Below are 16,103 nucleotides of genomic sequence, written 5' to 3'. Positions count from 1 at the left end.
CCGCCTTCTCACTTCCTCCTGCCGGGGTTGTCCAGTGCCTGCAATTGTTCGCGCGATTCTTCGTCGCATTCTTCTTTCTATTGTCCTGATTGCCGTGGCCGCGCCTGCATTCGCGGCCAGCTTCGAAGAGTCCGTCGCCAAGTTCGCCAATGACGATTTCTCCGACACCGATGATGCGGTGGGCGAGATCGCCGTGTCGGGCAATCCGCTGGCCTATCCGATCATCAGCGCGCTGCAGGATGAGCGGCTGATGTTCGATGCCGACACCAAGAAGGTCTATGTCAAGCAGACCGACGGCAAGATCATCGATGCCGCCACCGGCGCCGCCGTCGACAGGCTGCCCGACAACGCCGCGGCGGTCAGCCTCAACAACCGCCTGCGCCGCAGCGTCGACGCCGCGTTGGGCGGCCTGACCCTGCTGTCGCCGGACGTGAACACGCGCCTGTCGGCCGCCAAGTCGGTGTTCAAATCGCATGACGAGGCGACGCTGCCGACGGTGGAAACGGCGCTCGCCAAGGAAGCCAATCGTTCGGTCAAGCAGGCGCTCGCCGAAGCCCGCGCCGCAATTCTCCTGTTCAAGTCCGATGCCAGCGAGGTCGACAAGCTCGAAGCGGTAGCCACCGTGAAGGCGCGCGGCGACCAGGAGGCGCTGGCGCTGCTCACCGAGATCAGCAGTGGCGATCAGCCCGCAAGCGTCGCCAAGGCCGCGGCAGGTGCCATCGCTTCGATCCAGAGCTCGCTCGCGATCTGGTCCGGCGTGCAGAATGCCTGGTACGGCCTGTCGCTCGGCTCGGTGCTGCTGCTGGCCGCCATCGGGCTTGCCATCACCTTCGGCGTCATGGGCGTCATCAACATGGCCCATGGCGAGATGGTGATGCTCGGCGCCTACACCACCTTCGTGGTCCAGGAGGTCATCCGCACCAGCTATCCGGCGCTGTTCGACTACTCGCTCTTGATTGCCGCGCCGCTCGCCTTCCTGGTGGCCGGAGCCATCGGCGTGCTGATCGAGCGCACCATCATCCGCTTCCTCTACGGGCGGCCGCTCGAGACGCTGCTCGCGACCTGGGGCCTCTCGCTCATCCTGCAGCAGGCGGTGCGCTCCGCGTTTGGCCCGACCAACCGCGAGGTCGGCAATCCCTCCTGGATGAGCGGTGCGTTCGAGCTCGGCCAGATCACCATCACCTATAACCGGCTCTGGATCCTCTGCTTCACGATGGCCGTGTTCGCGATCCTGCTCGCGATGCTGCGCTACACCGCGCTCGGTCTGGAAATGCGCGCCGTGACGCAGAACCGGCGCATGGCGGCGTCGATGGGCATCGCCACCTCGCGCGTCGATGCGCTGACCTTCGGGCTGGGGTCGGGCATCGCCGGCATCGCCGGCGTGGCGCTGTCGCAGATCGACAATGTCAGCCCCAACCTCGGCCAGAGCTACATCATCGATTCCTTCATGGTCGTGGTGTTCGGCGGGGTCGGCAATCTCTGGGGCACCCTGGTCGGCGCCTTCACGCTCGGCATCGCCAACAAGTTCCTGGAGCCGGTGGCAGGCGCCGTGCTCGGCAAGATCGCGATCCTGGTCCTGATCATCCTGTTCATTCAGAAGCGCCCGCGCGGCCTGTTCGCGCTCAAGGGCCGGGCGGTGGAAGCATGATGCCGCATATGCTGACGAGGTCGCTGGACCGCGCCGCGACCATCTTCGTGCTGATCGTTGCCGCCTGCGGCATCCTGATCCCGCTGTCCAACCTGCTGCTGCCGGCCGGCTCGGCGCTGCAGGTGCCGACCTATCTGGTCGCGCTGTGGGGCAAATATGTCTGCTACGCGATCCTGGCGCTCTCCATCGACCTGATCTGGGGCTATTGCGGCATCCTCTCGCTCGGTCACGGCGCGTTCTTCGCGCTCGGGGGCTACGCGATGGGCATGTATCTGATGCGCCAGATCGGCACCCGGGGCGTCTATGGCAATCCGATCCTGCCGGACTTCATGGTGTTCCTGAATTATTCCAAGCTGCCCTGGTACTGGCACGGCTTCGACATGTTCTGGTTCGCAGCTTTGATGGTGCTCGTGGTGCCCGGCCTGCTCGCCTTCTGCTTCGGCTGGCTCGCCTTCCGCTCGCGCGTCACCGGCGTGTATCTGTCGATCATCACCCAGGCGATGACCTACGCGCTGCTGCTCGCCTTCTTCCGCAATGATTTCGGCTTCGGCGGCAACAACGGCCTGACCGACTTCAAGGACATCCTCGGCTTCAACGTCCAGGCGGAAGGCACCCGCGCCGCGGTGTTCGCACTGAGCTGTCTCGCGCTCATTCTCGCGTTCCTGATCTGCCGGGCCGTCGTGTCGTCGAAACTCGGCAAGGTGCTGATCGCGATCCGCGACGCCGAGTCGCGGACGCGCTTCCTCGGCTATCGCGTCGAGTCCTACAAGCTGTTCGTGTTCACGCTGTCCGCATGCATGGCCGGCGTCGCCGGTGCGCTGTATGTCCCGCAGGTGGGCATCATTAATCCGAGCGAGTTCGCTCCGGGCAACTCGATCGAGGCCGTGATCTGGGTCGCAGTCGGCGGCCGCGGCACGCTGGTCGGCGCTGCGCTCGGCGCCGTCGTCGTGAACTACGCCAAGACGTTCTTCACCTCGGGCGTGCTGGCACCGTACTGGCTGTTCATGCTCGGCGCATTGTTCGTGCTCGTCACCCTGCTGCTGCCCAAGGGCATCATCGGCACGTTCAATACGTGGTGGGATCAACTCAGCACCAAGACGCCCAACGCCGAGAGCGCCGCCCGCGAGGACGGCGTCACCGAACCCAAGATGGCGGAGTGAGCGCATGAACGTGATGGATACCCGCGCGACGTCGTCGCTGCTCTATCTCGACGGCGTGCACGTCTCCTTCGACGGCTTCCACGCCATCAACAATCTCTCGCTGACGCTCGAGCCCGGCGAGATGCGCGCCATCATCGGCCCGAACGGCGCCGGCAAGACCACGATGATGGACATCATCACCGGCAAGACCAAGCCCGACGAGGGCACGGTGCTGTTCGACGGCAAGACGGATCTCACCCGCCTCGACGAGACCCGCATCGCCGAGCTCGGGATCGGCCGCAAGTTCCAGAAGCCGACGGTGTTCGAGAGCCAGTCGGTCGAGCACAATTTGCTGCTCGCCCTCAACGTCGACCACAGCGTCAAGGGCACGCTGTTCTGGCGCGGATCGAGAAGCGAAGCCGAGCAGATCGACAAGGTGCTCGAAACCGTGCGGCTCAAGGACCTCAGGCGCAAGCTCGCCGGCAGCCTGTCGCATGGCCAGAAGCAGTGGCTGGAGATCGGCATGCTCTTGGCGCAGGACCCGAAGCTCCTGCTGGTCGACGAGCCGGTGGCCGGCATGACGGACGTCGAGACGCATCAGACCGCCGAGCTGCTCAAGGAAATCAACAAGGATCATACCGTCATGGTCGTCGAGCACGACATGACCTTCGTTCGCGAGCTCGGCGTCAAGGTCACCTGCCTGCACGAGGGCACGGTGCTGGCCGAGGGCACCATCGATCAGGTGTCGTCGAACGAGCGGGTGATCGAGGTCTATCTGGGCCGTTAGTCGGCCGGCGAATAGCGAATGACGAGTAGCGAATAGGGCAAGGGACGATGACGCAGAGAATTCAATCTATTCGCCATTCGCCATTCGCCATTCGCCCATCAGCGGCCGGAGGTCGCTGATGCTCACCGTCGACAACATTAACCTCTATTACGGCGCCGCCCAGGCGCTGCGCGGCGTCTCGATCGCGGCGGAGCCCGGCAAGGTCACCTGCGTGCTCGGCCGCAACGGCGTCGGCAAGACCTCGCTGCTTCGGGCGCTGGTCGGGCAGTATCCGCTGGCCTCCGGCACCATCACCTTCGACGGCGCCGACATCACCCATCTCAAGCCCTATGAGCGGGCGCGCAAGGGCATCGGCTTCGTGCCGCAGGGCCGCGAGATCTTCCCGCTGCTGACGGTCGAGGAGAACCTCAAGACCGGCTTCGGCCCCCTGAAGCGCGCCGACCGCAGCATCCCCGATGACGTGTTCTCGCTGTTTCCGGTGCTCGAATCGATGCTCGGTCGGCGCGGCGGCGATCTCTCCGGCGGCCAGCAGCAGCAGCTCGCGATCGGCCGCGCCATGGTGATGAGGCCAAAGGTCCTGCTGCTGGACGAGCCGACCGAGGGCATCCAGCCCTCGATCATCAAGGACATCGGCCGGGCGATTTCGTATCTGCGCAATCTCGGCAACATCGCGATCGTGCTGGTCGAGCAGTATCTCGACTTTGCCTGCGAACTCGGCGACAACTTCGCGGTCATGGATCGCGGCGCGGTAAAATTTACCTGCACCCGCGCCAACCTCGATCCAGCCGAGATCAGCCGCCAGATGGCGCTCTGATCATCACGTAGCTTCTCGACGCGGACTCGCCCCGCGTCTGGTCCCAGGGGGAGGGGATCGATGCGGGCCGATCCCGCCAACGCCGCCGCCGACATCTTCGAGGCCAACCGCGCCCGCGGCGCGGTGCGCTTCGACGTGCGGCTGCAGGACGGCATGACGCGGCGTCATCATCTGCATGAATCCGGCTCGCTGCGGGTGCGCTTTCCCTCGCCCGAGGACGACGGCCTCTCGGCGATGTTCGTCAACACCGCCGGTGGCATCGCCGGCGGCGATCGTTTCGCAATCGAGGTCGCGGCCGGCGAAGGCAGCCGCGTGACGCTCTCGAGCGCCGCAGCGGAAAAGGTCTACCGCGCGGCCGGAAAGCCGGCGGACCTCGACATTGCGCTGACGGCCGCGGCGAACGCGCACATCTCCTGGCTGCCGCAGGAGACCATCCTGTTCGACCGCGCCCGTATCCATCGCCGGATCGACATCGACCTTGCCGATACCGCCTCCCTCCTGCTCTGCGAGATCGTCGTGTTCGGGCGCACAGCCATGGGGGAGACGATGCGGGAGGGCGAGTTCGTCGATCGCTGGCGGGTGCGGCGCGGCGGTAAGCTCGTGTTCGCCGAAACGATCCGCCTCGACGGCGACATCGGCGCAAAGCTTGCGCAGCCCGCCATCGCCAAGGGCGCCGCGGCGATCGGGACCGCGCTGATCGTGCCCGGGGACGCCGCGCTGGTCGAGCGCATCAGGGAGAGCCTGCTGGCCTTCCGGGGAGAGGCCGGGCTGTCGGCCTGGAATGGATTTGCAATGGCGCGCCTCTGTGCCCAAGATGCCGCGAGTCTGCGCGCCGACATGATGGCGGTGCTCGGCTGTGCTTCGAATAAACCGCTGCCGCGGCTGTGGCTCAACTAGACGTTTACAAACCGACGATTACCAGAAGACGATCACCAGAGAGTCCGCATGAACCTGTCTCCCCGCGAAAAGGACAAGCTCTTGATCTCGATGGCGGCCATCGTGGCCCGCCGCAGACTCGAGCGCGGCGTCAAGCTGAACCATCCCGAGGCGGTCGCGATCATCTCCGATTTCATCCTGGAAGGCGCGCGCGACGGCCGCACCGTGGCCGATTTGATGCAGGCCGGCGCCCAGGTCCTGACCCGCGACCAGGTGATGCTCGGCATCCCCGAGATGATCCATGACATCCAGGTCGAGGCGACGTTTCCGGACGGCACCAAGCTCGTCACGGTGCACGAGCCGATCCGGTGAAGCGAGCCCAACTCTTTCGGTCGTCATGCCCGGGCTTGACCCGGGCATCCACGCTGTTCGATCTGAATGGAAAAACGTGGATGGCCGGGACAAGCCCGGCCATGACGCAGTGGAAACCTGCGAGGTAAATCATGATCCCCGGCGAACTCTTCATTCAGGACGGCGACATCGAGCTCAATGCCGGCCGCAAGACCGTGACCCTTTCGGTTGCCAACACCGGCGACCGGCCGATCCAGGTCGGCTCGCACTACCACTTCTTCGAGACCAATCCGGCGCTGAAATTCGACCGGAAAAAAGCGCGCGGCATGCGCCTCGACATAGCGGCCGGCACGGCCGTGCGTTTCGAGCCAGGCCAGACCCGCGACGTGCACCTGGTCGCGCTCGCCGGCAAGCGCACCGTCTACGGCTTCCGCGGCGACGTCATGGGCAAGCTGTAGACGATGCTGACCGGATTACGCCTCGTCTCCGAAGCCGCCGAACTGGCGGCGCGCCGTCACGCCGGCCAGCAGCGCAAGGGCCGCGACGAGGAGCCTTACATCAATCATCTCGCCGAGGTCGCAAACATCCTGTCGGCGGTCTGCTACGGCGAGGACGCCGAGCTCGTCGCGGCCGGCTGGCTGCACGACACCATCGAGGACACCGACACCACCCACGACGAGCTGACGCAGCGCTTCGGCCCGCGCGTCGCCGGGCTGGTGGAGGAGGTCACCGACGACATGACCCTGCCGAAGAGCGAGCGGCGCGCGGTCCAGGTCATCGCGGCTCCCGGCAAATCGGCTGGTGCCAAGCAGATCAAGATCGCCGACAAGATCAGCAATATCCGCGCGCGCATCTTCTTCGAGCCGGACCTCGAGCAGCAGCTGGAGCTGCTGGAGTATCTCGGCTGGGCCGAGCAGGTCGTCGCCGGCTGCCGCGGCGTGAACGCGCGGCTCGATGCGCTGTTCGACGAGACGGTTGCCAACGCGCGGGGGACGCTGTGAGCGGTTCGCCAGCGTCTCGAAATCAAGACAAGCAGAGCTGAGTGGGGGCCATCGATGTCCGTCAAGATCAAGCGTTCCGTCTATGCCGACATGTTCGGCCCGACCACCGGCGACAAGGTCCGGCTCGCCGACACGGACCTGATCATCGAGGTCGAGAAGGACTTCACCACCTACGGCGAGGAGGTGAAGTTCGGCGGCGGCAAGGTGATCCGCGACGGCATGGGCCAGTCGCAGGCGACCAACAAGCAGGGCGCCGCCGACACGGTCATCACCAATGCGCTGATCGTGGATCACTGGGGTGTCGTGAAGGCCGACGTCGCGATCAAGGAAGGCATGATCTCTGCGATCGGCAAGGCCGGCAATCCGGACATCCAGCCCGGCGTGACCATCGTGATCGGCCCGGGCACCGACGTGATCGCAGGCGAGGGCAAGATCCTCACCGCCGGCGGCTTCGACAGCCACATCCACTTCATCTGCCCGCAGCAGATCGAGCACGCGCTGATGTCTGGCGTCACCTCGCTGCTCGGCGGCGGCACCGGCCCGTCGCACGGGACCTTCGCGACCACCTGCACGCCCGGCCCGTGGCACATCGGGCGGATGATGCAGTCGTTCGATGCCTTTCCGGTGAATCTCGGCATCTCCGGCAAGGGCAATGCGTCGCGCCCGGCCGCGCTGGTCGAGATGGTCAAGGCCGGCGCCTGTGCGCTGAAGCTGCACGAGGACTGGGGCACGACGCCGGCGGCGATCGACAATTGTCTCTCGGTCGCCGACGACTACGACGTCCAGGTGATGCTGCATTCGGACACGCTCAACGAATCCGGCTTCGTCGAGGACACCATCAAGGCCTTCAAGGGCCGCACCATCCACGCCTTCCACACCGAAGGCGCGGGCGGCGGTCATGCGCCCGATATCATCAAGGTTGCCGCCCTGAAGAACGTGCTGCCGTCGTCGACCAATCCGACGCGGCCGTTCACGCGCAACACCATCGACGAGCATTTGGACATGCTGATGGTCTGCCACCATCTCGATCCGTCGATCGCGGAGGACCTCGCTTTTGCCGAGAGCCGCATCCGCAAGGAGACGATCGCGGCGGAAGACATCCTGCACGATCTCGGCGCGCTCTCGATGATGTCATCGGATTCGCAGGCGATGGGCCGGCTCGGCGAGGTCATCATCCGGACGTGGCAGACCGCCGACAAGATGAAGAAGCAGCGCGGCGCGCTGCCGCAGGACAAGGGCAAGGACAACGACAATTTCCGCGTCAAGCGCTACATCGCCAAATACACGATCAACCCGGCGATCGCGCATGGCGTGTCGAAGCTGATCGGGTCGGTCGAAAAGGGCAAGCTCGCCGACCTCGTGCTGTGGTCGCCCGCCTTCTTCGGCGTCAAGCCGGACTGTGTCATCAAGGGCGGCACCATCGTCGCGGCGCCGATGGGCGATCCCAACGCCTCGATCCCGACGCCGCAGCCGGTGCACTACCAGCCGATGTTCGGCGCCTTCGGCAAGTCGCTGACGGCATCGTCCGTGATCTTCACCTCGAAGGCGGCCATCACCGGCGGGCTCGCCCGCAAGCTCGGCCTTTCGAAGAAGCTCTACGCGGTGCAGAACACCCGCGGCAGGATCTCGAAGAAGAGCATGATCCACAATGACGCGACACCCAACATCGAGGTCGATCCGGAGACCTATGAGGTGCGCGCCGACGGCGAGCTCCTGACCTGCGAGCCGGCCGAGGTGCTGCCCATGGCGCAGCGCTACTTCATGTACTAAGCTTCCGCCCGGTACCAGAACCAGAAAAGTACCGGGAGGACGTGTTCGTGATCTATGTCGTTGCCACCTTGACCATCAAGCCCGAAACCCGTGCGGAATTCATCGCCGCTGCGACCGCCTGCATTGCGGGGACCCGCAAAGAACCCGGCAATATCGCCTATGATTTGCATGAGAGCGTCACCGATCCGAGCAAGATGGTGTTCGTCGAGCAGTGGGAGAACGCCGAGGCCTTGGTGCCGCACCGCGCGACCGAGCACATGAAGACGTTCGGGCGCGTCGCGGTCAAATGCATGTCGGCCCCGCCGAAGATCGAGATCATCACGCCTGAGAAGGTCGATGTCCGCTGAGCGGAAAAAGAGAATGAGGGTTTCAGCATGATCCGCGCGACACGCGTGTTTGGGCAGCATCGTTGGAACGAGGCTGCCGCCGATTCCGTCCTGCTCGATTTCGACGACCGGCATCGGCGGCGGCTGGCCATGACCGGAACGCGCGGGTTGGAGTTCCTGCTCGACCTCGAGCACGCCACCGCACTGCGCGGTGGCGATGCGCTGGTGCTGGAGGACGGCCGGCTGATCGAGGTCGTCGCGGCGGCCGAGCCGCTGCTCGAGATCCGCGCCGCCGATCCGCATCACCTGGTGCGGCTGGCCTGGCACCTCGGCAACCGGCACCTGCCGACGCAGATCCTGGCCAAGAGCCTGCGCATCCGCCGCGACCACGTGATCGAGGCCATGGTCAAGGGTCTCGGCGCGCGTGTCATCGAGATCGAGGCGCCGTTCGATCCGGAAGGCGGTGCCTACGCCGAGCCGAGCCATGCGCACGGCCATGATGATCATGATCACCACGGCCACGATCATCATCACGATCATGCCGGGCACGATCATGCGCATCACGGCCACGACCACGGCCACGCGCATGATCATCACGTGCATGACGAGCACTGCGGCCATGACCATCACGATCACGGTCATTCCCATGCTCACGAGCACAAATGAGCCAGAGCTTCGGCCGGCCTCGATCAGCGCCGCGGATTCGGCCGCGCTGTATCGGCTGCTGACGTGGCTGTCGCCGGCGTTTCCGATCGGCGGCTTCTCCTATTCGAGCGGCATCGAATGGGCCGTCGAGGCGGGCGACATTGGCGATGCGGCGGGGCTGCGCGGCTGGCTTGCGACGATGCTGACCAATGGCTCCGGCTTCTGCGATGCGGCTTTCCTCGCGCACGCGTATCGCGCGGTCGAGCGGGACGACAGGACCAGCCTCCGCGAGGTGGCCGAGTTCGCGGCGGCTTTCGTACCGTCGCGCGAACGTCAGCTCGAAACCACCGCGCAGGGCCGTGCCTTCGTCGAGATCGCGCGGTCAGCTTGGAACAGCGCAGGTCTCGACGAGGCGGTGGCGCAATGCGAGACCATCGTCTACCCGGTCGCCGTGGGGCTGGTCGGCGCGCTTCATGGCGTTCCTCTGGCAGCCCTGCTGTACGGCTTTCTGCACGCGGTCACGTCGAACTGGATTTCCGCCGGCAGCCGTCTCGTACCGTTGGGGCAGACCGACAGCCAGCGCGTGCTCGCCGCATTGGAACCTGTCGTCGCCGCGACGGCGGACCGCGCTCTGCTCGCCTCGCTCGACGACATCGGCGGCGCAACATTCCGCGCCGATCTCGCAAGCCTTCATCACGAGACGCAATATACAAGGCTGTTTCGGTCGTGATGAAGCGGGGCAAGGGTTGCTCCGATCACGGCCCCGCGCGGTCGCGCGAACGATAGAAGGGTAGATGACATGGCATCGTCTCACGGTCCGCTCCGCGTCGGCGTCGGTGGCCCAGTCGGGTCCGGCAAGACTGCGCTGATGGATCTCCTGTGCAAATCGATGCGGGAGAACTACGACATCGCCGCGATCACCAACGACATCTACACCAAGTGGGACGCGGAGTTTCTCGTTCGCTCGGGATCGCTGACCCCGGATCGTATTGCCGGCGTGGAGACCGGCGGCTGTCCGCACACCGCGATCCGCGAGGACGCGTCCATGAACCTCGCAGCCGTGGCCGACATGCGCGCGAAGTTTCCTGGGCTCGACTTGGTGTTGATCGAATCCGGCGGCGACAACCTCGCGGCAACGTTCTCGCCGGAACTGGCCGACATCACGATCTATGTCATTGACGTTGCGGCGGGCGACAAGATCCCGTCAAAGGGCGGGCCGGGTATCACCCGCTCCGACCTTCTGGTGATCAACAAGATTGACTTGGCGCCCCATGTGGGCGCTTCTCTGGAGAAGATGGAGACGGATGCCAAGCGCATGCGCGGCGCACGGCCCTTCGTCATGACCAACCTGAAGAAGAGCCAGGGGCTTGATCGGATCATCGGCTTCATCGAAGGCAAGGGTGGTCTCAAGCCGTCGGCGTGAGCGCGGGGACTGATCTGCGTCGCACCGTTCTTCGTTGCGCGAGGTATCTGCTGCAATGGCAGACGCAAAAAAGCCTCAACCGGCCGGAACAACTTGAGCCCCTGGGTGTTGCCTCGGCCCGGGGTGCGCCTTGCTCAAGGCGTCTCGGCGGCCGATGGACGGCCGGTATCCTGGGATCGCTTTCCGCTGATCGCTCCGATCGCTCCCGTCGCCCCGAGGTGCGTCCTTGAGTTGCAGGCCCGGTTATTGGATGACTCGTCTCCTTCGCCACCAACCCTTTACCTCAGAGTAAACGAGTGCTCCGGCTGGGTGTCATCATCGGCTTGATCGCGCTGCTCGGGACGGCGCTATCCGGCTTGGCTGCCTACCGCGTACACGACCAGGAGCTGGCGCTCGATCGCATTGCGCTGGCTCGCGCCATCGACGTCCATGCCAGCCTGGTGCAGGACCGGCTGACCGAACGTGAGCTGCTGGCCCGGGTGGCCTCCGGGCTGTTCCGCGCTCCCTCCGTGATCAAGGCCAATATGCTGGAGCCGCTGCGATCGTCGATCTACGCGTTCAAGACCGACTTCGTGGTGGCGTCGTGGATCGCACGGCTGCGGCCGGATGAGTTTTCCATTGCGCAAGCCGAGCTGCGCCAGGCCGGCTTCCCGAATCCGACCATTCGCAATTTCGATGACACGCCGCTGGGGCCGAACGTCGATCGTCCGTTGGACGTTCTGATGGATCTCGAGCCACGCAATGCCGAGACCTCCAAGCTTCCCGGTATTGCCCTCGACCGGCAGCCGATTGTCGGACCGATGCTCGCGCGGGCCATGGCTGAGGGCAAGCCGGTTGCGTCCGATCCCACTCCGCTGGTGCGGAGCGATGGTCCGATCGGGATCGTGCTGGCAGCCCCGGTCGTCCCGCAAGGCGCCACTGCACCGGCGGGCTTCGTGACCTTTTCGTACGAGATCGGGCCGCTGCTGCTTACCAATGACGATCTGTCGTTGTTCTCGGTGGCGTTGAAGGACCCGCGCAACGCGTCGGACGAGCTGGTTGCCAATGATCAGGGGGCGGTGACGAGCCGGACCCGCGGGCCGGACGATCCTGCTCCGTCGTCGACCCGCACCGTGGCCTTCGGCAATCACGACTGGTCGTTGGTCTATTACGCCAAGAGCAATGCGGTCCGGCGTGCGCAACAGACCGCGGCGATCGTCGGCGTCATCGGGATGGCGCTCACCGGCATCATCTGCGGCCTGTTCGGCTACGTCGCCTACAACAATCTGCGCCTGAGTCGCGAAATCCAGGTGCGGATCGGCTTCGAGCGCCGACTGACCGCGGTCATCGACGAGCTGAACCACCGGGTCAAGAACATCCTGGCGGTGATCCAGTCCATCGTGACGCGAACGCTGCGTCATGGCAGCGACATGGACGTCGCGCGCGAGCTGCTGATCGGGCGGATCCATGCGATGTCGAACGTCGTCACGCTGCTCAGCGAGAGCCAGTGGCAAGGCGTGCAGCTGCGCGGGCTGTTCGAAGCTCGCGCCATCCCGCATGCCGAGAGGATTGCGGTCAACGGACCCGACATCACCGTGAGCGCGCGTGCCGCGCAGAGCCTGTCGCTGCTGTTCTTCGAACTCGCCTCGCACTCGGACGAGGGCCTCTCGCTGGTGGGAAAGCACCCGCACATCACCGCCAGATGGGAGGTGACGGGCGAAGAGCCGAATGCCGTCTTCCACTTCCGTTGGGAGGAATTGAATACCAGTGAAGCGACGCGGCGGCCCGACAGCGATTTCGGACTGATCCTGCTCGATCGCGTTGCGCCGGAAGCACTCGGTGGCACGTCAAAACGCTTCTTCACCGAGGCGAGCTATGTCTATGAGCTGACCGCTCCGATGGAGACCGTCATCGACATGACCGAGCGCGATCGCACCGAGCAGTTCTCCGCGCCGGTGCATCCGCCGCGATAGCTCGCCGGGCTCGTCAGTGAACAGGATATCAAGGCGCACGATGCCCGGCGCAAGTGTTCAACAACAACAAGTTCAACAACAAGAAGAGGCGGCTCTTTCGGGAGCCGCCTCTTTGCTGGCTTGTTTGCGACGGCTTGGCTGATCAGCCGCCGCTGCCGCCGATCACCGCCCGCACGGTCTCGTCGGGGCCGAAATCCTCGGCGCCTTCGACATAGAGCAGCGCTGCCAGCTTCGAGCGCGCGCGGTTCACGCGGCTCTTGATGGTGCCCACCGCGCAGCCGCAGATCGCTGCCGCATCCTCGTAGGAGAAGCCCGATGCACCGACCAGGATCAGTGCCTCGCGCTGGTCCTGAGGCAGCTTCTCGAGTGCCGCACGGAACTCCTCGAACTCAAGATGCGCGCCCTGCGAGGGGTGCGTCTTGAGCGTCTTGGCGTAGTTGCCTTCGGCATCTTCCACTTCGCGCCGGCGTTTGCGGTAGTCGGAGCGGAACAGGTTGCGCAGGATCGTGAACAGCCAGGCAGGCAGATTCGATCCCGGTTGGAACGAGTCGATGTTGGCCAGCGCCCGGAGCAGGGTTTCCTGCACCAAGTCGTCGGCGCGATCGCTGTTACCACTTAAGGAAATCGCAAATGCGCGAAGGCTGGGGACGGCCGCGAGGATATCGTCCCGCAAGGAATCAGTGAGAGGCATTCACTCCCTCCCGTCGGTTTGGTCGTTGGATCCCCCGCCGTTTTCCACGTGGGACTGTGCTGCCGGCGCATCAAGCTTCCGCACCAACTCCGCGAAGCGGTCCGGCACTCCCTGACGGACGACGTCGTCGTACATCGCGCGGAGTTGATGACCGATCCTGGATTGAATTTCCGCGTTCAGTCCGCCGGGCTTGCGCGGTGCCGCATTCTTGCTGGCTTGAGACTTTACATCTTTCATGACCTTTTCCACGTTTCCCCGAGAGTTAAGTCCCTGAAGCTTCAAGAATTATTCTCGCCACCGAGAGGGTCTGCCGGGAACTAATGCGACGGGGCGACAAAAGTTCCACGCGTTTGGGGAACTTTTCGTCGGTTCGGGCGTAATCAGCCCATGATGGAACCCGGGCGGGAAGCCCAGATGACCGAATGGAGTGGGGATGAGCCGATCACAGCTTGTTGCTGAACATTTGCCGCTGTTGCGCCGGTATGCGAGGGCCCTCACCGGTAGCCAGGGTTCCGGAGACGCCTATGTCGGAGCGATGCTCGAGGCCCTGATTCAGGATCCGGCTCTGCTGGACGAGCGCTATGGACCGCGGGCTGCGCTGTTCCGGCTGTTCACGCAGATCTGGAACTCGGTGGCCCTCAACGACGACGCCGAAGTGGCGACCCTGCCGATGCCGCCGGAGCGGCGGCTCTCCAACATCACGCCCTTGCCACGCCAGGCCTTCCTGCTGCTCTCGCTCGAGGGTTTTCCCGAGGAGGAAGTGGCCTTCATCCTCGATATCGACGTTGCCGAAACCCGCCGGCTGGCGGATGCCGCCGGACGGGAGCTCGCCGCCGAAATCGCTACCGATGTGCTGATCATCGAGGACGAGACTTTCATCGCGATGGACCTCGAGAGCCTGGTCAAGAATCTCGGCCACAACGTCATCGGCGTGGCGCGAACCCATGCCGACGCGGTGGCTCTCGCCAAGAACAAGAAGCCCGGTCTGATCCTGGCTGATATTCAGCTCGCCGATGGTTCGTCCGGCCTGGATGCCGTGAACGAGCTGCTGCGCACCTTCGAGGTTCCGGTGGTCTTCATCACCGCCTATCCGGAGCGCTTCCTCACCGGTGAGCGGCCCGAGCCGGCGTTCCTGATCTCCAAGCCGTTCCAGCCGGCCATGGTGTCGGCAGTCGCCAGCCAGGCTCTTTTCTTCCAGCGCAACTCGCGCAACCGGATGCCGAAGCCGGCGGCCTGATCAGGTCACGGTGTACGATGTCGTCCCGGCGCGTTCGTCATGGAGCGCGCCGGCTTCGTTTGTAGCCCCAACAACAAAGGGCGAGATCAGCAGCCGCGGCAGACGCCGTCGAGCCGTGCCTTTAGCACCGCGTCGTTCGGCTTGGTCTCTCGGAACTTCAACCTGTTCTCGTCGAGCTGGAAGATTTCAGACGTCCGCCGCGGCGCGAAGACGATTGGCACGAGAAAGGTCAGATCACCATCCGCCAGCTCCGGCGGCGGTGGAGCAAATGGCTGGGCTCGCTCGACCATGGCGACCGCTTCCCGGTCGAGCGCCGGATCGCCAGTCGTTTCCGCCAGCACGGCCGAGATGAGATGACCCTCGCGGTCGATGTGAAACAGGACCTTGGCTGTTCCGCCCTCGCCCGAGGCCTGCAACGGGTAGCGGCGCTGAATCTTCAATTGCGCGACCAGGCTCTTGATCCAATTGTCCCTGGCGCTTTCGGCAGCTCCAATCGCAGGAAGGAGGCCTACGAGAGCCAGAGCCAATCCAATCCCCCGCCATACGCCGACGCTATCCAACGTGCTCAGCATTTCGTCCCCACGCGCGGACCATGAAGTCAGCCGCGCTGCTCCAACATATACCTCAGACGAAATGGGGATAAAGCGCCGCGACGGGTGGGCGGAGATCTGACCGGTAGTGCTGGATCAGAAAAGAATGCGGGGCACCGCCGGCATCACCACGGCAGTGCCCCGCGTCGCCGGTCAATGGGGCAGGGGGAATAACCGGCTGCCGAGATGACGCGTGACCCGAAAAGTCGTTCCGTGTGAGACCGAATTTTTTGACGCCATAAAGCTGAAGAATGTCGCCGCAGTTTACACACGGTTAAGTGATTTGCCCAACCGAGAACCCGGTTCCTGCGACTTACGTTGGTATGCCGATCGCCTTGCGGCGAGGGGAGCAGAGACATGTCGCAGACCAAGAAAGTTGTCGTTTTGGGTTCGCTTGCGGCTTCCGCCATGCTCGTAGGCGCAATGCAACTGGCTTCCGGCCATGATCTTGGCGCCGGCCTGGCGGTTCAGAACACCACTCGCGAGACGATCGTCGCAACAGCGAATGACGTGAACCGGGCCGCCAAGTCTGACCGCGCCAACCAAAACGGTACTGCGGCGCCGTCACAGACTGTGTCGATCAAGCTGGCTGCTTTCGCGGAGACCTCCTTCCTGGTGCGGCTCCCCGTCAACCCCACGGGTGTAAGCGCGGGCTCCCCGCCGTCGCCGCAGGGATCGCAGCTCATCACCACCGGCAACGAGAGGGCCGCCAAGCACCCGGTGGCGTGCGAGCCGTCGGTGTCGGTACTGACGGAGATCGCCAAGCGCCTGCAACCGGGACGGTGTGTGACTTAGCTACAGCAGCGCCGCACCCGGTCCGAGGCGTAAGCAGTCGATCAACGCCGGGCAATGA

The 16,103-nt window shown here is 64.6% G+C and carries 19 protein-coding genes; 16 read left to right on the top strand and 3 right to left on the bottom strand.

The genetic code is table 11. The features are described 5' to 3' along the window. Nucleotides 1-85 precede the first annotated feature (85 nt). The 14 genes from urtB (at nt 86) to QX070_RS02545 (ending at nt 12,732) form a co-directional block, all read left to right on the top strand. Complete coding sequence (gene urtB, locus QX070_RS02610) at nt 86-1,648, top strand: urea ABC transporter permease subunit UrtB (RefSeq protein WP_409998892.1); 1,563 nt, start codon at nt 86-88, stop codon at nt 1,646-1,648. Continuing rightward, a complete protein-coding gene (gene urtC, locus QX070_RS02605) occupies nt 1,645-2,808 on the top strand; it encodes an urea ABC transporter permease subunit UrtC (RefSeq protein WP_315734598.1) in 1,164 nt (387 codons plus the stop codon). The genes urtB and urtC overlap by 4 nt, the downstream gene beginning before the upstream one ends. Nucleotides 2,809-2,812: 4 nt before the next feature. Then, nucleotides 2,813-3,574: an urea ABC transporter ATP-binding protein UrtD gene (gene urtD, locus QX070_RS02600; RefSeq protein ID WP_315734596.1), complete on the top strand. Its 762-nt coding sequence runs from the start codon at nt 2,813-2,815 to the stop codon at nt 3,572-3,574. Nucleotides 3,575-3,692: 118 nt separating this feature from the next. Next, nucleotides 3,693-4,388 (top strand): urea ABC transporter ATP-binding subunit UrtE, encoded by a 696-nt coding sequence (gene urtE, locus QX070_RS02595; RefSeq protein ID WP_315734594.1) that lies wholly within the window; start codon nt 3,693-3,695, stop codon nt 4,386-4,388. A 60-nt stretch (nt 4,389-4,448) separates the two neighbouring features. After that, the gene (locus QX070_RS02590; RefSeq protein ID WP_315734591.1) at nt 4,449-5,285 is read left to right on the top strand and encodes an urease accessory protein UreD; all 837 of its coding nucleotides are present in this window, start codon (nt 4,449-4,451) and stop codon (nt 5,283-5,285) included. Between the two features lie 48 nt (nt 5,286-5,333). Next, the gene (locus tag QX070_RS02585) at nt 5,334-5,636 is read left to right on the top strand and encodes an urease subunit gamma (protein WP_315734589.1); all 303 of its coding nucleotides are present in this window, start codon (nt 5,334-5,336) and stop codon (nt 5,634-5,636) included. A gap of 131 nt (nt 5,637-5,767) precedes the next feature. Beyond that, nucleotides 5,768-6,073 (top strand): urease subunit beta, encoded by a 306-nt coding sequence (locus tag QX070_RS02580; protein WP_315734586.1) that lies wholly within the window; start codon nt 5,768-5,770, stop codon nt 6,071-6,073. Nucleotides 6,074-6,076: 3 nt separating this feature from the next. Continuing rightward, nucleotides 6,077-6,616: an HD domain-containing protein gene (locus QX070_RS02575; protein ID WP_315734584.1), complete on the top strand. Its 540-nt coding sequence runs from the start codon at nt 6,077-6,079 to the stop codon at nt 6,614-6,616. Nucleotides 6,617-6,670: 54 nt separating this feature from the next. Then, nucleotides 6,671-8,386, top strand: coding sequence for an urease subunit alpha (ureC, locus tag QX070_RS02570; RefSeq protein ID WP_315734582.1), 1,716 nt, complete (start codon nt 6,671-6,673; stop codon nt 8,384-8,386). 47 nt (nt 8,387-8,433) lie between these two features. Further along, nucleotides 8,434-8,733, top strand: coding sequence for a putative quinol monooxygenase (locus tag QX070_RS02565; RefSeq protein ID WP_315734580.1), 300 nt, complete (start codon nt 8,434-8,436; stop codon nt 8,731-8,733). Between the two features lie 27 nt (nt 8,734-8,760). Beyond that, on the top strand, nt 8,761-9,378 hold the full coding sequence (locus tag QX070_RS02560; RefSeq protein WP_315734578.1) for an urease accessory protein UreE: 618 nt from the start codon (nt 8,761-8,763) through the stop codon (nt 9,376-9,378). Continuing rightward, nucleotides 9,359-10,087: an urease accessory protein UreF gene (locus tag QX070_RS02555; protein ID WP_409999153.1), complete on the top strand. Its 729-nt coding sequence runs from the start codon at nt 9,359-9,361 to the stop codon at nt 10,085-10,087. Before QX070_RS02560 ends, QX070_RS02555 begins: the two co-directional genes overlap by 20 nt. A gap of 69 nt (nt 10,088-10,156) precedes the next feature. After that, nucleotides 10,157-10,780, top strand: a complete 624-nt coding sequence (gene ureG, locus QX070_RS02550; protein WP_315734574.1) for an urease accessory protein UreG — start codon at nt 10,157-10,159, stop codon at nt 10,778-10,780. A 296-nt stretch (nt 10,781-11,076) separates the two neighbouring features. Further along, nucleotides 11,077-12,732, top strand: coding sequence for an HWE histidine kinase domain-containing protein (locus QX070_RS02545; RefSeq protein ID WP_315734572.1), 1,656 nt, complete (start codon nt 11,077-11,079; stop codon nt 12,730-12,732). 142 nt (nt 12,733-12,874) lie between these two features. On the opposite strand, the gene QX070_RS02540 is transcribed toward QX070_RS02545, so the two are convergent. Both QX070_RS02540 and QX070_RS02535 read right to left on the bottom strand, forming a co-directional pair. After that, a complete protein-coding gene (locus QX070_RS02540) occupies nt 12,875-13,423 on the bottom strand; it encodes a sigma-70 family RNA polymerase sigma factor (protein WP_006612137.1) in 549 nt (182 codons plus the stop codon). Then, the gene (locus tag QX070_RS02535) at nt 13,424-13,660 is read right to left on the bottom strand and encodes a NepR family anti-sigma factor (protein WP_315734569.1); all 237 of its coding nucleotides are present in this window, start codon (nt 13,658-13,660) and stop codon (nt 13,424-13,426) included. Nucleotides 13,661-13,856: 196 nt separating this feature from the next. Here QX070_RS02535 and QX070_RS02530 point away from each other — a divergent pair, with 196 nt between their 5' ends. Then, complete coding sequence (locus QX070_RS02530; RefSeq protein ID WP_315713838.1) at nt 13,857-14,660, top strand: response regulator; 804 nt, start codon at nt 13,857-13,859, stop codon at nt 14,658-14,660. 86 nt (nt 14,661-14,746) lie between these two features. On the opposite strand, the gene QX070_RS02525 is transcribed toward QX070_RS02530, so the two are convergent. Next, nucleotides 14,747-15,187, bottom strand: a complete 441-nt coding sequence (locus tag QX070_RS02525; protein WP_315734567.1) for an energy transducer TonB — start codon at nt 15,185-15,187, stop codon at nt 14,747-14,749. A gap of 420 nt (nt 15,188-15,607) precedes the next feature. Between QX070_RS02525 and QX070_RS02520 the strand changes: the two genes are divergently transcribed. Further along, complete coding sequence (locus tag QX070_RS02520) at nt 15,608-16,045, top strand: hypothetical protein (RefSeq protein WP_315734565.1); 438 nt, start codon at nt 15,608-15,610, stop codon at nt 16,043-16,045. Nucleotides 16,046-16,103: the final 58 nt, after the last annotated feature.

The sequence above is a fragment of the Bradyrhizobium sp. SZCCHNR1093 genome, from assembly GCF_032381175.1.
Classification (GTDB): domain Bacteria; phylum Pseudomonadota; class Alphaproteobacteria; order Rhizobiales; family Xanthobacteraceae; genus Bradyrhizobium.
This window is presented reverse-complemented; position numbering and strand designations above follow the sequence as displayed.

Coding starts and splice junctions, on each gene's coding strand:
- urtC (WP_315734598.1), top strand. CDS start 1,645: ATGATGCCGCATATGCTGACGAGGTCGCTGGACCGCGCCGCGACCATC.
- urtD (WP_315734596.1), top strand. CDS start 2,813: ATGAACGTGATGGATACCCGCGCGACGTCGTCGCTGCTCTATCTCGAC.
- urtE (WP_315734594.1), top strand. CDS start 3,693: ATGCTCACCGTCGACAACATTAACCTCTATTACGGCGCCGCCCAGGCG.
- QX070_RS02590 (WP_315734591.1), top strand. CDS start 4,449: ATGCGGGCCGATCCCGCCAACGCCGCCGCCGACATCTTCGAGGCCAAC.
- QX070_RS02585 (WP_315734589.1), top strand. CDS start 5,334: ATGAACCTGTCTCCCCGCGAAAAGGACAAGCTCTTGATCTCGATGGCG.
- QX070_RS02580 (WP_315734586.1), top strand. CDS start 5,768: ATGATCCCCGGCGAACTCTTCATTCAGGACGGCGACATCGAGCTCAAT.
- QX070_RS02575 (WP_315734584.1), top strand. CDS start 6,077: ATGCTGACCGGATTACGCCTCGTCTCCGAAGCCGCCGAACTGGCGGCG.
- ureC (WP_315734582.1), top strand. CDS start 6,671: ATGTCCGTCAAGATCAAGCGTTCCGTCTATGCCGACATGTTCGGCCCG.
- QX070_RS02560 (WP_315734578.1), top strand. CDS start 8,761: ATGATCCGCGCGACACGCGTGTTTGGGCAGCATCGTTGGAACGAGGCT.
- QX070_RS02555 (WP_409999153.1), top strand. CDS start 9,359: ATGCTCACGAGCACAAATGAGCCAGAGCTTCGGCCGGCCTCGATCAGC.
- ureG (WP_315734574.1), top strand. CDS start 10,157: ATGGCATCGTCTCACGGTCCGCTCCGCGTCGGCGTCGGTGGCCCAGTC.
- QX070_RS02540 (WP_006612137.1), bottom strand. CDS start 13,423: ATGCCTCTCACTGATTCCTTGCGGGACGATATCCTCGCGGCCGTCCCC.
- QX070_RS02535 (WP_315734569.1), bottom strand. CDS start 13,660: ATGAAAGATGTAAAGTCTCAAGCCAGCAAGAATGCGGCACCGCGCAAG.
- QX070_RS02530 (WP_315713838.1), top strand. CDS start 13,857: ATGAGCCGATCACAGCTTGTTGCTGAACATTTGCCGCTGTTGCGCCGG.
- QX070_RS02520 (WP_315734565.1), top strand. CDS start 15,608: ATGTCGCAGACCAAGAAAGTTGTCGTTTTGGGTTCGCTTGCGGCTTCC.